Source organism: Streptosporangium sp. NPDC006930 (genome assembly GCF_040635605.1).
In the GTDB taxonomy this organism is placed as follows: Bacteria; Actinomycetota; Actinomycetes; order Streptosporangiales; family Streptosporangiaceae; genus Streptosporangium.
This window is the reverse complement of the sequence record NZ_JBEYID010000045.1, coordinates 14,949-29,216: the sequence shown is the minus strand read 5'-3', so window position 1 is coordinate 29,216 and position 14,268 is coordinate 14,949. Positions and strand designations below refer to the sequence as shown.

General features: G+C 68.9%; 12 protein-coding genes. 2 read left to right on the top strand and 10 right to left on the bottom strand.

Annotated elements, in window-relative coordinates; all coding sequences use genetic code 11:
- Nucleotides 1–304: 304 nt before the first annotated feature.
- Nucleotides 305–1,093, bottom strand: a complete 789-nt coding sequence (locus tag ABZ664_RS38830; RefSeq protein ID WP_362522178.1) for a PhzF family phenazine biosynthesis protein — start codon at nucleotides 1,091–1,093, stop codon at nucleotides 305–307.
- Nucleotides 1,094–1,295: 202 nt separating this feature from the next.
- On the opposite strand from ABZ664_RS38830, the gene ABZ664_RS38825 reads away from it, so the two are divergent.
- Nucleotides 1,296–1,688, top strand: a complete 393-nt coding sequence (locus ABZ664_RS38825) for a cell division protein SepF (protein WP_362522176.1) — start codon at nucleotides 1,296–1,298, stop codon at nucleotides 1,686–1,688.
- Nucleotides 1,689–1,720: 32 nt separating this feature from the next.
- Here ABZ664_RS38825 and ABZ664_RS38820 read toward each other — a convergent pair whose 3' ends face one another.
- The 5 genes from ABZ664_RS38820 to ABZ664_RS38800 form a co-directional block, all read right to left on the bottom strand.
- Complete coding sequence (locus ABZ664_RS38820) at nucleotides 1,721–3,349, bottom strand: hypothetical protein (RefSeq protein WP_362522174.1); 1,629 nt, start codon at nucleotides 3,347–3,349, stop codon at nucleotides 1,721–1,723.
- A gap of 143 nt (nucleotides 3,350–3,492) precedes the next feature.
- Nucleotides 3,493–5,247, bottom strand: coding sequence for an arginine--tRNA ligase (argS, locus tag ABZ664_RS38815; RefSeq protein ID WP_362522172.1), 1,755 nt, complete (start codon nucleotides 5,245–5,247; stop codon nucleotides 3,493–3,495).
- Entirely contained in the window at nucleotides 5,244–7,667 is a 2,424-nt protein-coding gene (locus ABZ664_RS38810; RefSeq protein ID WP_362522170.1) for an HAD-IC family P-type ATPase, read from the bottom strand. Before ABZ664_RS38810 ends, argS begins: the two co-directional genes overlap by 4 nt.
- Before the next feature lie 271 nt (nucleotides 7,668–7,938).
- The gene (gene plsX / locus ABZ664_RS38805; protein ID WP_362522180.1) at nucleotides 7,939–9,015 is read right to left on the bottom strand and encodes a phosphate acyltransferase PlsX; all 1,077 of its coding nucleotides are present in this window, start codon (nucleotides 9,013–9,015) and stop codon (nucleotides 7,939–7,941) included.
- A gap of 99 nt (nucleotides 9,016–9,114) precedes the next feature.
- Nucleotides 9,115–9,687 (bottom strand): DUF1707 domain-containing protein, encoded by a 573-nt coding sequence (locus tag ABZ664_RS38800; RefSeq protein ID WP_362522168.1) that lies wholly within the window; start codon nucleotides 9,685–9,687, stop codon nucleotides 9,115–9,117.
- Between the two features lie 175 nt (nucleotides 9,688–9,862).
- Here ABZ664_RS38800 and ABZ664_RS38795 point away from each other — a divergent pair, with 175 nt between their 5' ends.
- On the top strand, nucleotides 9,863–11,188 hold the full coding sequence (locus ABZ664_RS38795; protein WP_362522166.1) for a lysine 2,3-aminomutase: 1,326 nt from the start codon (nucleotides 9,863–9,865) through the stop codon (nucleotides 11,186–11,188).
- 140 nt (nucleotides 11,189–11,328) lie between these two features.
- Here the strand turns inward: ABZ664_RS38795 and ABZ664_RS38790 are convergent, their stop codons facing one another.
- The 4 genes from ABZ664_RS38790 to ABZ664_RS38775 all read right to left on the bottom strand — a co-directional run bounded on the left by ABZ664_RS38790 (nucleotide 11,329) and on the right by ABZ664_RS38775 (nucleotide 14,143).
- Nucleotides 11,329–11,508 carry a hypothetical protein gene (locus ABZ664_RS38790; protein WP_329086969.1) on the bottom strand — a complete coding sequence of 60 codons (180 nt, stop codon included), beginning with the start codon at nucleotides 11,506–11,508 and terminating at the stop codon, nucleotides 11,329–11,331.
- 102 nt (nucleotides 11,509–11,610) lie between these two features.
- On the bottom strand, nucleotides 11,611–12,132 hold the full coding sequence (locus ABZ664_RS38785; RefSeq protein WP_350950267.1) for a YbhB/YbcL family Raf kinase inhibitor-like protein: 522 nt from the start codon (nucleotides 12,130–12,132) through the stop codon (nucleotides 11,611–11,613).
- A 225-nt stretch (nucleotides 12,133–12,357) separates the two neighbouring features.
- The gene (locus ABZ664_RS38780) at nucleotides 12,358–13,209 is read right to left on the bottom strand and encodes an ABC transporter ATP-binding protein (protein WP_362522163.1); all 852 of its coding nucleotides are present in this window, start codon (nucleotides 13,207–13,209) and stop codon (nucleotides 12,358–12,360) included.
- Nucleotides 13,202–14,143: an ABC transporter permease gene (locus tag ABZ664_RS38775; protein ID WP_362522161.1), complete on the bottom strand. Its 942-nt coding sequence runs from the start codon at nucleotides 14,141–14,143 to the stop codon at nucleotides 13,202–13,204. Before ABZ664_RS38775 ends, ABZ664_RS38780 begins: the two co-directional genes overlap by 8 nt.
- Nucleotides 14,144–14,268 lie beyond the last annotated feature (125 nt).

Below are 14,268 nucleotides of genomic sequence, written 5' to 3'. Positions count from 1 at the left end.
GGTCACCGCCGGACAATCTTTTACGAAAAGGGCTCCCACCATGTGGTGGGGGCCCTTTCGTGCTTTCACGGCCCCCCTTTTTTTCAGCGGCGCTCCCGGGTGGCCCAGCGGTGTCCCGGACTTCCGGGCGTTGAAGGCCGGGGCCGGCAGACGCGTAGGAGCAAGGGCTCCAGGGGAGCTCCCGGGCCTTTGTGAGGGGAAGGGGCTCGCCGTGAGACGGAAGCCCTTTTCGCTTCACGGGCGTCACGTTCTGACGGTGGTCACCGGATCGGCCTGGGCACGACGAAACCCTCGACGCACAACCCTAGACGTGGAGCTCGCCGGAAAGAACGGTCACCGCGTTTCCCGCGAGTTCGACCCGGTCTCCTCGCACGGTCGTGCGGACCACGCCCCCACGCTCTGACAGCTGGGCACCCACCAGGCTGTCGGAACCGAGCTTGGCCGACCAGTACGGCGCGAGGGCGCAGTGGGCGGACCCCGTCACCGGGTCCTCGGGAACTCCGGCCGTGGGAGCGAAGAACCGGGACACGTAGTCGGCGCCCGGACGCGAGGCCCGAGCCGTCACGATGACTCCTCGTGCGTCGACGGCCTCCAGCGCCCGGAAGTCAGGGGCGGCGGCGAGCACGGCCTCCTCGGACTCGACCTCCACGAGGTAGTCCCAAACATTTTTTCCTGTCCAAACAGGTTTAAGTCCCAGCGCATCGATCAGTCCCTCTGGAGGGGGTGTCGCTTGGAGTACCTTTGCCGGGAAATCCATGTGGATTAAACCGGATTTATCCCTGGTCACGGACAGGATTCCGCTCTTCGTTGAGAATTCGAGGGTTTCTGGGACCGTTCCCGTGGAATACAGCACATGCGCCACGGCCAGGGTCGCATGCCCACACAGGGTGACCTCGGTCACCGGCGTGAACCATCGGAGCTGGTACGGTCCGCCGTCCTCGGCTCCAAGCAGGAAGGCTGTCTCGGAGTGCCTCATCTCCGCCGCTACGGACTGCATCCAGGCGTCAGGAACCGGATCGCTGAGTATGCAGACCCCGGCGGGGTTACCCTTGAAAAATTCATCGGTAAACGAATCGACCGTGTAGATGAGCATGACGCGATGCTAGCGGCGCTGGAGATATCGGTTGAAGTTAGGTCAGGGGATCGGGCAAAGTCGTAGATCAGACCAGTGCGGTAGCCGTACAAAATGGAAATAAGCGCTGGGCGTGTCGCGTGGCGAACTTCATGTCGTCGGTTACCGTCCAAGGTGTAGGGACAGGCCGGGCACGGCGTGGTCCTGGCGAAAGGACGAGCCGATGGGGGCAGTGCGCAAGGTGGCGAGCTACCTTGGCCTGGGCGGGGCCGAGCATTATGACGAGTCCTACGACTACGGGGACGAGATCGAGGGCGAAGAGGAAGACTGGCAGTCTGCCTCGGAGCGCGCAGCCAAGCGCTGGCGCGCGATGAACGAGCCCTCGCGGATCGTGATGCTGACACCGATGAAGTACAACGACGCACCGGTCATCGGGCAGCACTTCCGCGAAGGTCAGACCGTCATCATGGACGTGAGCGGGATGAGCACCGCCGAGGCCACCCGCATGGTCGACTTCGTCGCCGGGCTGGCGTACGGCTGCGAGGGGCGCATCGAGCGGATCGCGGAGAAGGTCTTTCTGCTGGCTCCGGCCGAGGTGGAGATCACCAACGGCTGACATCGAGGCTGCCGCCCGCATATCGCGGGCGGTCAGCCCGCCCGAGGACCCCTGCGGAGCAGGCGGATGAGTTCGGCCAGGTCGGAGGTCGCCGTCTTGATCCGGCCCTCCGACTCGTGGGCGTACTCGTGCAGTGCCCACACCGCGCCCTGGGCGAGTTCTCTGAGCTCGGAGAGCCGCGTGACGACGTATTCCGCGTGGGCTCGCTCACGCTGCCGCCTACGCCACAGTCTGTAGGCGCCTCCGGCGGCCGGCAGGAGTGCGAGCAGCGCGAGAGGGAGGACGGGGAGGACGAGCGCGACCACCAGGATCACCGGAGCGAGGGCGAGCAGTGCGTAGGCGGCCCAGGGGCGGCCGCGGGCCGGAGCGCCCTCGGTGGTGATCCGCTCCTCGGCGGCACCCAGCGACTCGGGATCAGGGCCCTCGGGCCTGAGCATCACACGGTAGCCGAGGATCGGTATGGTGACCGACTCGGGGGCCTCGGCGCGGGTGGCCTCGGCGAGGCTCTCACCCGCCGTCCGCACGATGGGCGCGGCCACGTGCAGCGCGATCGCGGCCAGAGAGGGGTGGGAGCCGGGGCGCAGGTCGCCGAGCAGGTGCTCGGTGAGCGACCTCATCGGCCGTTCCGGGGCGTCCGCACCGGCCAGCCGGCGGAGCACGGTCAGCGGCTCGTCCTGGCTCCACACGACGGTCGCCTCGCTTGAACGGTCCGTCTGCGCGGCGGTGACGAACGCGAGATCGCCCAGGTCGCGGCTCGCTCCCCCCGTAGGGCCGGGCGCCTCGCCGACGGTGTCACCGTCAGGCCGGGCCGCGGAACCGCTCGTGGGACCGCTCACGGAACTCGTCTTCTCGGTGACGACGGTGCCATCGCCCCTGCTTTCGCGGGCCGAGGTGATCTCGGTGCAGCGGTCGAGCAGGTGGGTGAGCCGGGCGGCGGCGTGTACGGGGTCGGCCAGCTCGGGAAGCCCGGCGAGCTCCTCGAAATCGGCCAGAGCCGGTGACACGGCCGCGGAGGGCTCGTCGGGGATGAGCGCACGCAGCCACCGGTCTGGCTCGGACACGGGAGAGGCGGTCATCGCGTCGAGCTTGCGGAGAACGAAGATCTTGCCCGCCGGGCCGTACGCCCCCCGGGCGGCGGCGAGCCAGAGCGCCCGCTGGCCGTGGGTCACCGGGCGTTCCAGGGAGAGCTCCCCGAAGGCGGTGCCGAGCCATGAGGCGTGGATGCGGTCGCCCTGGCCGGCCACGGCGAGGGCGAGGCAGAGGAAGAGGGCGGTCCGCTGCTCGTCGCGTTGCGCGGCGCGGGCGAGGGGTTCGAGCGACTCCTCGCCACGCGTGATCAGCACGAGCGCCTCGACGGCCGGGGCGAGCCAGTGATCGGAGGCGGTCTCGAAGTCCACCGGCATCCCGAGGGGCACGATGCCGGTGGCCAGATCGGTGAGGAGCGAGTCGATGCCTGAAGTCGTTCCCAACCCGGTGCCAAGGTTCGCGGTGTCCCTGCTCAGGCCCGCGGTCAGGTCGGTGCCGGGGTTCGCGGTGTCCGTGTTCAGATCCGCGGTCAGGTCGGTGCCGGGGTTCGCGGTGTCCGCGCTCGGGTCAGCGGCCGGGGCGGTGCTGGAGTTCGCGGTGTCCGTGCTCAGGTTCGCGGTCAGGTCCGTGCTCAAGGCAGAGAGCTCCTCGAAGTTGTGACCGATGACCGCGCCAGCGTATTGCGCTTCGGATATCCCCGCAGGGAGGCGCGCCGAACATGACTTTGCCAGATGATCGCCTTCACTTTCTCAATAAAGACGATCATCTGGTGGACAGGTTACATGCGCTCGGGCACCGGGACGCCAAGAAGGCTCAGGCCGGTCTCCATGACCTTCAGGGTCAGTGCACACAGGGCGAGCCGTGAGGCGCGGACGGCCGGCTCGACGTCCTCCCTCAGCACCGGGCAGTTCTCGAAGAACGTGGTGAAGGCGCTCGCGGTGTCGAAGAGGTAGGAGGCCGTCTTGTGCGGCGCCGAGTTCTCCGCCATCTCCTCGACGACCGAGCCGAACCCGAGGAGCTGCAGCGCCAGGGCACGCTCGGCCGGATGGCCGAGCACGATCGGGCCGGTGGCTTCGGCCGGGTCCACCCCGCCCCTGCGGAAGATGGAGCGGATGCGGGCCTGGGCGTACTGCAGGTAGGGGCCGGTGTTGCCGGTGAGGGCGAGCATGCGGTCGAAGTCGAAGACGTACTCGCTGTCGTGGCTGACCGACAGGTCGGCGTACTTGACCGCGCCCATGCCGACGTCGTGCGCGATCCTCGTGCGCTCGGCGTCGGTGTAGTCGCTGTCCCTGAGCACCTCGGCGGCCCTGGTCTCGGCCTCGTCGAGCAGCTCCACGAGCTTGATGGACTTACCGCTCCTGGTCTTGAACATCTTGCCGTCGGAGCCCAGCACGCTGCCGATCTGGATGTGCTCGGCCCTGACGTGGTCGGGCAGCCAGCCCGCCATCCTGGCCGAGTCGAACACCAACGACATGTGCAGCGACTGGGTCGCGCCGATCACGTAGAGGATGCGGTCGACCTTGAGGTCCTGGACCCGGTAGCGGATCGTGGCCATGTCGGTAGTGCCGTAGCCGTACCCGCCGTCGCTCTTGCGGATCATCAGGGGCAGCGGCTGACCCTCGCGGCCGGTGTAACCGGGCGGGAAGACGCAGAGCGCGCCGTCGCTGAGGACGGCGACGCCGCGCTCCTGCAATTCGTCGCAGACCTGGGCGAGCACGTGCTTGTACATGCTCTCGCCGGCGATGTCGTCGTCGGTCAGCGTCACACCGAGCTGGACGTAGACCTTGTTGAAGTAGCGGAGCGTGGCGTCCATGAAGATGCGCCACAGGCGCATCGTCTCCGGCTCCTCGGCCTGCAGGGTGATGACCCGCGCGCGGGCGCGCGCGTTGAACTCGGGGTCGGTGTCGAACTTCAGGCGGGCCGCCTGGTAGTAGGCGTTGCCCTCCCCGGCCTCCAGCTGGGCGACGGCGGCCTCCTCGCCGATGTCGAGGAGGTGCTCGATGAGCATGCCGAACGGCGTGCCCCAGTCGCCGAGGTGGTTCTGCCGGATGACCTTGTTGCCCAGGTGCTCGTGGACCCGGGCGAGCGCGTCACCCACGATCGTCGTGCGCAGGTGGCCGACGTGCATCTCCTTGGCCGCGTTGGGCGCGGAGTAGTCGATCACGATGGTCTGCGGCGGGCTGGACAGGCCCACGCCGACGCGCGGGTCGGCGAGGATCTCGGAGGCCCGCGCCGCGATCCATTCGTCGGAGAGGGTGAGGTTGAGGAAACCGGGGCCGCTCACCTCGACGCTGCCGGGGAACGGGTCGTCCTGGGCGTCTCCTGCCCGGCCGGTGAGGTGCTCGGCGATCTCCTGGGCGACCTCCCGCGGGGCCCTTCGCAGTCGCTTGCTCAGGCTCATCGCCACGTTCGCCTGGTAGTCGGCGAACTGCGAGGGGCGGATCAGCGGGTCTGCTTCGGAGTATTCCGCACCGAAGGCGGCGGCCAGTGCCTGCTGGACGCGCTCGGTCAGTGCGAGCTGCGGGTCGGTCATGCCCTAAGGGTATCGGCTGGCCGGTCCTGAACAGATTGGATATCACCCTGGATCGGCGCGCTTCGACGGGATCGAGTGATCATGAAGACGCCCGTCAGCACGGCCCCGGCGGCGACGCCGAGTCCGGCCGCGGTGAGACCGGCGGCAGGGCTCGCGATGGTGAGCGCGAAGAACTCGCGGACGAACGGGATGGTGAGGGCGAGCGCGAACATCCCGGCCATGGAGGCCACGAGCGCGACCCGCCACCACACGTAGGGGCGGGCGACCAGGGCCAGCACCCACCAGGCGGCCACGAACAGCGTGATCACCGCCGAGGTGCGGCTCTCCTCCAGGGTGGAGGACCCGCTCTGGGCGATCCAGTACGACAGGTAGACGGCGGTGGCGCAGACGATCCCGGCGGGGACCGCCAGGCGCAGGACGCGGGGTACGAAGCCGCTTCTGGCGCGCTCGTTGCTCGGTGCGAGCGCGAGGAAGAAGGCGGGGATGCCGATCGTCAGCGCGTTGATGAGCGTGGAGTGCCGGGGAGCGAACGGGAACGCGAGCCCGATGACCCCGGTGAGCAGGGAGAGCACGATCGCGTAGAAGGTCTTGGTCAGGAAGAGCCCGGAGACCCGCTCGATGTTGGCCAGCACCCGGCGGCCCTCGCCCACCACGGAGGGGAGACCGGCGAAGCCGTCGTCCATCAGCACGATCTGGGCGACCGCCCGGGTGGCGCCGCTGCCGGAGCCCATCGCCACGCCGAGGTCGGCGTCCTTGAGCGCGAGCACGTCGTTCACGCCGTCGCCGGTCATCGCGACCGTGTGCCCGCGCGACTGGAGCGCGCCGACGAACAGCCGCTTCTGGTGCGGGCTGACCCTGCCGAAGACGGTGTGGGTCTCCATGATCTCGGCGAGCTTCTCGGGGTCGTCGTCCGGCAGGGTGCGGGCGTCCACCGCGCGCTCCCCACCGGGAATGCCCAGAGAGGTGACGATCGCCGACACCGACTCCGGGTTGTCGCCGGAGATGACCTTGAGGGCGACGCGCTGCTCGGCGAAGTAGGCGAGGGTCTCGGCCGCGTCGGGGCGGATCCGCTGCTTGAGCACGACGACGGCCGCGGCCTCGACGGTGCCGAGGTCGTCGGGGTCGCGCAGCGAGGCGACCCGGCACAGGGCGAGCACCCGCAGGCCGGTGGCGGCGAGCGCCCCCGCCTCCTCGTACGCCGGGCTGCCGGGCGGCAGGAGGACGTCGGGGGCGCCCAGGACCCAGCCGCCGTGGCTGTCGAATTCGGCTCCGCTCCACTTGCGGGCCGAGGAGAAGGGGACCTTGGTGAGGGCGGTCCAGTCGGGGGAGTCGGGGTATCGGGCCTGGACGGCGAGGGCGGTGGGGTTGGGGTGGGGATCGATGTTGGCCAGCGCGGCGAGTGCCTCGTGCACGGGCAGGTCGTCGCGGAGCGGGCGGATCTCGTCGAGTTCCATCCCGCCCGAGGTGAGGGTGCCGGTCTTGTCGAGGCAGAGCGTGTCGACCCGGGCCAGGATCTCGATCGCGGGCAGTTCCTGGACCAGGCAGCGGCGCCTGCCCAGCCGGATCACGCCGACGGCGAAGGCGATGCTGGTCATCAGGACCAGGCCCTCGGGGATCATGGTGACGATACCCGCGACCGTGCCGGTGACGGCCTCGCCGACACTCGTCTGCCTGCTGACCTGGCTCCAGGTGAGCAGGGCGCCGATCGGGATGACCAGCCAGGTGACGTACTTGATGAATCGCGTCACGCCTTCGCGCAGCTCCGAGTGGGACAGGCTGAACGCGCTGGCCTCCTCGGCGAGTCTGGCCGCATAGGCGTCGCGGCCGACTCTGGTCGCGACGTAGGCGCCTCTCCCGGCGACCACGAAGCTGCCGGAGAGGACCTCGTCGCCGGGGTCGCCGGGGTCGCCGGGGTCGCCGGGGTCGCCGGGGTCGCCGGGACGCTTGTGCACCGGGTCGGCCTCGCCGGTCAGCAGTGACTCGTCGACCTCCAGCCCGTCGGCGTCCACCACCTCGCCGTCGACGAGCAGCTGGTCGCCGGGGCGGAGCAGGACGAGGTCGCCGAGTACGACCCGCTGGGGCGGGATGTCGGTGTCGACGCCGTCCCTGCGGACCTTGACCGGGGACTCGTTGACGATGGCGAGCCGGTCGAGGGTGCGCTTGGCGCGGAGCTCCTGGATGATGCCGATGCCCGCGTTGGCCACGATCACCAGTCCGAAGAGGCCGTCCTGCCACTCCCCGAAGATCATGATCAACACCCAGAGGGCCCCGATCACCCCGTTGAAAAGGGTGAGGACGTTGGATCTGAGGATCGCCGAGACGGACCTGCTCGACCTGCGCCTGACGTCGTTGACCTGCCCCGCGGCCACCCGCTCGGCGACCTCGGCCGAGGTCAGTCCCCGCTCCGCCACCTGCTCCACCCAGTCCCCCGCCCGATCGACTGGGACTCAGGGTACGCGGGGCCGGAAAATTCGGTGGAAGGTGTGTGCAGATACATCGGAAATATCACCCCAGGTAGGCGGCTCGTGCGCGGGTGTCATCTGAGCCGGTGTCTTGCTGGGGATTCGGTGCGGATGTCGGTGTGGCGGATGGGACCGGCGTAGGTGTCGCCGGATGGCCGTGTGCGCGGGGCCGTCCGGGTGTCGCCGGAGAGGCTGCGGTTGCCGGGCGCGGGTGTCACCGGAGACGGTGTCATGCCTGGGTGTCACCGGAGACGGTGCCGTGGGTGGGGGGCACCGGAGACGGCAGCACGCGTGGGTGTCCCCAGAGGCGGTGCGGGCGGGGGGCTGAGGCGAGGCGCTCGCCGATGCGGTTGACCACGCCCTCCCGGGCCAGCGTGGCCGCGAGCACGCAGGCCGCGCTCACTCCCTTCGCCTGCGAGGCGCCGTGCGCGATGACCACGGTGCCGTTCAGGCCGAGAAGTACGGCTCCGCCGTGGACCTCGGGGTCGAGCCGCCGGTAGAGCTCCCTGATGCGCCTCCTCTGCAACAGGCCGCCCACCCTGGCCGTCCGGCTCTCGTTGATCGTCTCGCGGAGCTCCGAGAAGGCGTAGCGGACGCTGCCCTCCATGGTCTTGAGTGCCACGTTGCCGGTGAAGCCGTCGGTGACGATGACGTTCACGGTGCGGGTGAGCAGGTCGTGCCCCTCGATGTTGCCCGCGAAGTCGAGGCCGGGGGCCGCCGACAGCAGCTCGTGGGCTCGCTTGACGAGCTTGTTGCCCTTCTCCGGTTCGCTGCCGATGGTGAGCAGGCCGACCCTGGGGCTCTCGATGCCCAGGGCGGTTTCCGCGTAGGCGGCGCCGAGGTGGGCGAACTGCACCAGCATTTCCGGCTTGACCTCGGCGTTCGCCCCGGCGTCCAGCAGGACGGTCGGGGTGGGCCTGGTCGGCAGGGCGACGGCGATGGCGGGCCTGAGCACCCCCGGCTGGCCACGCAGCCGGAGCTTTCCCGTCGCCACGATCCCGGCGGTGGAGCCTGCGGAGACCACGGCGCAGGCGTCGCCTCGCCGTACGAGGTGGCAGGCGACGGCGATGCTGGAGCGGGGGCGGCGCAGGCTGGCGAGCGCGCCCTCGTCCATGGCGAGGGCCTCCTCGGCTCGTACGATCGGGATCTCGGTGGTCGCGTCGTGCTGGGAGAGCGCCTCGGCGAGGGGGCGGGGAGCGCCGACGAGCACGATGGAGATCCCGTGCTCTCGTACCGCCCGCACGGCTCCCGCCACGATCTCGTCGGGAGCGTTGTCGCCGCCCATCGCGTCCAGGGCGATGGGCATGACGCCGGGAGCATGGGTCTCAGGCAAGCGGTCACCTCGTGCGGGATGGTTTGTCCGCATCGTAGGCGGGTTCAGGACCTGATCGGTCCGTCGGGTCGATCAGGGAGTGCCGGGGAGATTCCAGTCGCTTCTCTCCCGCGAGACAATGATCTTGCCGAAGGCGGCCCGGCCGACAACCCTGATGACCGGCCCTTCTCCGTCGCCCGTGCCGCCGGAGACGGCGCGTTTGGCGAACAGGGCGTCGACCTCGTCGATGACATGGGCGTTGCGGGGGACCCTGACGATCAGCTTGCCGCAGTAGGAGTTGACCTCAAGGGTGATCTCCCTGCCGGGGAGAACCGCCTCGGACAGGTCGACGATCAGCGCGCCGAAGGTGGCGCTCAGCGCGGTGTGCCGCCCGGCGATCCAGCGCCCGCCGCGCACGACCTTGCTGAAGACGGCGGCGACCTCCTGCCGCTCGGCGGTGGCCACGCGGGCGGGAGCGGTGGTGTCGGGCAGGTCGCGGGTGAGGGGGGCGAGATCGTTCATCGTGACGGCGGCGTAGGCGGCTTCCAGGCGGTCGGCGTGCTCGACGCTGGTCAGGCGGCCGGCGGCGAATGCCTCACTCAGCACTGCGGATGCATGGTCGCGGTCGGCGTCCGAGGCGCGCAGAACGGGGTCGTAGGACGTCATGACTGCGAGTGTACGGCTATTCAAGATATATCGCGATATCCATCACGGCAGAAGAAATTACCTAGATATGGAACCGACCGTAGGTCGATTTACGTCGTGTATGTAACGTGCACGTGACGCGCGAAAGGCTGGCAAGGTTTACAGCGACAGCGACAAAAATCTCGGCGAAGGACTGGTGATCTTGAACGAAGGCGCCAAGCGTGGGTTCCGTGCCTACACCGTGAAACATCTCGACGACCTGCTGCGCAGAGGCGGTCTGGACGACGCCGAGCGGCTCCGGATCAGAGCGGTGGCCACGGTGTTACCCTTCCGTACCAATGCCTACGTGGTGGATCAGCTCATCGACTGGTCCGCCATCCCCGAGGATCCCATCTATCGGCTGGTCTTCCCCCAGGAGGACATGCTGCCCGAGGCGGATGTCACCAGGCTGGCGGGTCTCCTGGAGGCCGGGGCGGGGAACGCGGAGATCCAGGCGGCCGCGAACAAGGTGAGGGCGGGGCTCAACCCGCATCCCGCCGGGCAGCTCGACCTCAACGTCCCGCGCGTCGCAGGGGAGGCGGTGCCCGGCATGCAGCACAAATACCCCGAGACGGTGCTCTTCTTCCCCAAGCAGGGGCAGACGTGCCACGCCTACTGCACCTACTGCTTCCGGTGGGCACAGTTCATCGGGGAGCCCGACCTGAAGTTCGCCTCCGACGACGTCGACGCCCTCCTCCGCTATCTCAAGGACCACCCCGAGGTGACCAGTGTGCTGTTCACCGGCGGAGATCCCATGATCATGGGTGAGCCGGTGCTCCGCCGCTACCTGGAGCCGCTGCTCGACGTCGAGCAGCTCGAATCCATCCGCATCGGCACCAAGTCACTGGCCTACTGGCCGCAGCGGTTCGTCTCCGACCCCGACAGCGACGACACGCTCCGCCTGTTCGCCTCCGTGGTCGAGGCGGGCAAGAACCTGGCCTTCATGGCGCACTTCTCGCACCCCAGAGAGCTGGAACTCCCGATCGTCGAGGCCGCCGTCGCGAGGATCACCGCCACCGGCGCGGTCGTCAGGACGCAGGCGCCGCTGATCCGGTCGATCAACGACGACCCCGGGGCCTGGGCGGCCATGTGGCGCAGGCAGCTCACCATGGGCATGGTCCCGTACTACATGTTCGTCGAGCGCGACACCGGACCGCAGGACTACTTCGCGGTGCCGCTCGCGAGGGCTTATGAGATCTTCAGGGACGCCTACGCGAGCGTTTCCGGGCTGTGCCGCACCGTGCGGGGCCCGTCGATGTCCGCCACGCCCGGCAAGGTCTGCCTGGACGGCGTCGCCGAGGTCGCGGGGCAGAAGGTCTTCGTGCTCCACCTCATCCAGGCGCGCGATCCCGAGCTGGTCGGGCGCCCCTTCTTCGCGAGGTACGACCCGAACGCCGTGTGGCTCACCGACCTGCGCCCGGCCTTCGCCGACCGCTTCCCCTTCGAGCTCGCCACCGCCGCCCCCCAGCGGCTCTCTGCCTGATCCGCCCTCGGCGCCGTCCTCTCGGCGGCTTGTCCCGCCTCCCGGTGGGCCCAGGTGGCCCCGTGGGGCTTGGCCGGCGGAGGCCCGGCGAAACGGGGGGAGGCCGGGTCGGTGGCCACCGACCCGGCCTCCCCGCCGGCTCAGCGTCCCGGGCCTCGTACGGAGGTGCGACGGGCGATCTCGGCCTGGAGTCTGGCCATCTGCCAGTGCAGCTCGATGAGCTGCTCGGTCAGCTGGAGACGCGGAATCTCTGATGGGTCCTCGACGGACAGGTGGTCGATCGCGGTGGACAGCTCTCGCATCGCGCGCCCCCACTCCATGACGGCTTCCTTGGATCGAAACAACGTTCGAATCATACCGGAACACCGAACACGCTGTCAGTCAATTGCCCCCCGTGTCCCGCCCGGGGACGTGCCGGATCGCTAGTTCTGGTACTCGGGCGTCACGTATCCGCGGGCCAGAGTGTGGGCGGTGATGTTGAAACCGACCACGGCGGGCGGGGCGTCGGCGCCGACACCGAGCTTCTCCACGTCGAGGGCGTGCACCGCGAAGATGTAGCGGTGCGGGTCGCCGGGCGGCGGTGCGGCGCCGCCGTAGGCGTTGTGGCTGTAGTCGTTGCGCCCGTGCACGCCCACGCCGCCGTCACCGGCACCCGCGCCGGCGGGCAGCTCGGTCACGTCGGCCGGGATGTCGAACAGCAGCCAGTGCCAGAACCCGCTGCCGGTGGGGGCGTCGGGGTCGAAGCACGTCACGGCGTAGCTGAGGGTGCCCTCGGGAGCGCCGGACCAGCGCAGGTGGGGAGAGACGTTCTGGCCGGTGGAGCCCCAGTCGTTGAACACGTGGGTCTCCGCCATGCGCTCACCGTCGCGGACGTCGTCGCTCTCGACGGTCAGCGCGGGGACCTGGGGCAGGAAGTCATATGGAATCGGTGGCCGCGTGGACACGATTCACCTCCGATGGAAGCGTCTTGTCGGTCGCTTCTCATCCTGCCCTGCCCACGGACCGCGTAGCGATCAACGCCCCGGTGATCGAAGACCGCGTGATCGGAGACCCGTGGTCAAAGGGCGCGTGATCGTCGATCGGACCGGTGTCGTCGAAGGCCGCCGGTCGAGCTCGTGGCTCGGATTCGTCCGATCACCCGCGTGATCGGGCTCCCGTCGCGGGCGCGATCAGACCTTGTTGTAGGCGGCGAGGACCGTCTTCGGGTCGCCGTCCATCTTGATCTTGCCCTTGTGCAGCCAGAGGACCCGGTTGCAGGTCTCCTCGATCACGTCGAGGTTGTGGGCGACGAGGAAGACGGTGCCGGCCTCGTCGCGCATCTTCTTGATGCGGTCCTGGCTCTTGCGCCGGAACTCGCGGTCACCGGTGGCGAGGGCCTCGTCGATGAGCAGCACGTCGTGGGACTTCGCCGAGGCGATGGCGAAACGGAGCCTGGCGCCCATGCCCGAGGAGTATGTCGACATGGGGAACTGCACGAACTCCCCGATGCCGGAGAAGTCGACGATGTCGTCGTACTTCTCCTTGACCTGCTTGGGGTTCATGCCCATCGCGTAGCAGCCGAGCACGATGTTGCGCTCGCCGGTGAGCTCGCGCATCAGCGCGGCGTTGACGCCGAGGAGGGAGGGCTGGCCGTCGGTGTAGACGGCGCCGGAGTGCGGGGGCAGCAGCCCGGCGATGGCGCGCAGCAGCGTGGACTTGCCGGAGCCGTTGCGGCCGACGATGCCGATGGCGTCGCCGTGGCGGGCCACGAAGGAGACGCCGCGCACGGCGTGCACCTCCTTCATCTGCGGCCGTCCCTGGCGCTTGACGAGGCGCATGAGGGCGTTGACGGCGTTGCCCTTCTCCACGTCGCTCGCCGCGCCGTACACCCGGTAGATGATGTGCAGGTCGTCCACGATGACCGTGGGGGCGCCCTCGGGGACAGGGGCGGGTTCCGGGTTGGGGTGCACCCTGACGTCCGTGCTCGGCACGGCGGGCTCCTCGGCCTTCACTCGGGACAGCTCCTCGGTCAACTCAGCCACGGCCGTACTTCTCCTCGGCTCGCCAGAAGTACCAGAAGCCGCCGAGCAGAGCGAACAACGCCCAGAATACGCAGACCGCCCAGATGTAGGGACGGGCCGGGTGGGTGTGCATGAGCAGGTCCCGCATGAGCTCGATGTACGCGGCGGCGGGGTTGAAGTACATGACGTCGGCGACCCACTGGGGGAGGCCGGCGCCGTTGGGGCCCACGACCCTGTCCTCGATGGAGAAGAAGACCCCGGAGGCGTAGAGCCAGGTGCGCATGATGAAGGGGAGCAGCTGGTTCAGGTCGCGGGCGGTGGAGCCGACCCTGGCGAGCACCAGGCTCGCACCGACGTTGAACATGGTCTGCAGCGCCAGGGCGACCGGAATGAGCAGCCACAGCAGGGTGATCTTCTCACCGGTGATCAGCACCAGCCCGAACAGCACGCCCATGGAGATGAGCAGCTGCTGGAACTCCTGGATCGTGTAGGCGAGCGGGAGCGAGGCGCGCGGGAAGTGCAGGGCCCGGATCAGCGACAGGTTGCCGGAGATCGCCTTCGCGCCGCTGCTCACCGAGCGCTGCGTGTAGGTGAAGACGAACATCCCGGTGATGAGGAAGGCCGGGTAGTTGGGGATGCCCTTGCTCGCGCCCAGGATCACGCCGAACATCAGGAAGTAGATGGCGGCGTTCATCAACGGGGTGAGGACCTGCCACAGCTGGCCCAGGGCCGAGTTGCTGTACTTCGAGACGTTGCGCGAGGTGGCGTACGTCGTGATGAAGTGGCGTCGTTCCCACAGTTGGCGCAGATAGACGGGCAGACTCGGGCGTGCGATGGCACGCCGAAGACCGTGACGCGCGGCGAGCTTGGCCAGCGGCTCTTGCCCCTGGGCGGGGGTGCCGTTACTCGGGCCGCCCGCCTGGGCGTCCGCGATCGCGGATTCCGGCTGGCTCATGGCAAGGACTCTATTGGATGCGAGTGAATGAAGTGCCTGCGGCGGGGGTTCGCCGCACACATTGGACGGGATCTCCGGGCAACAGGTTCCAGGGCAATTGTGCGGTTCTTCTGCGGGAGACCTGG

Excerpts from the sequence above, each read along its gene's own strand:
- argS (WP_362522172.1), bottom strand. The coding sequence starts at position 5,247 with ATGACCGACCCGCAGCTCGCACTGACCGAGCGCGTCCAGCAGGCACTG.
- ABZ664_RS38775 (WP_362522161.1), bottom strand. The coding sequence starts at position 14,143 with ATGAGCCAGCCGGAATCCGCGATCGCGGACGCCCAGGCGGGCGGCCCG.
- ABZ664_RS38825 (WP_362522176.1), top strand. The coding sequence starts at position 1,296 with ATGGGGGCAGTGCGCAAGGTGGCGAGCTACCTTGGCCTGGGCGGGGCC.
- ABZ664_RS38830 (WP_362522178.1), bottom strand. The coding sequence starts at position 1,093 with ATGCTCATCTACACGGTCGATTCGTTTACCGATGAATTTTTCAAGGGT.
- plsX (WP_362522180.1), bottom strand. The coding sequence starts at position 9,015 with ATGCCCATCGCCCTGGACGCGATGGGCGGCGACAACGCTCCCGACGAG.
- ABZ664_RS38790 (WP_329086969.1), bottom strand. The coding sequence starts at position 11,508 with ATGGAGTGGGGGCGCGCGATGCGAGAGCTGTCCACCGCGATCGACCAC.
- ABZ664_RS38800 (WP_362522168.1), bottom strand. The coding sequence starts at position 9,687 with ATGACGTCCTACGACCCCGTTCTGCGCGCCTCGGACGCCGACCGCGAC.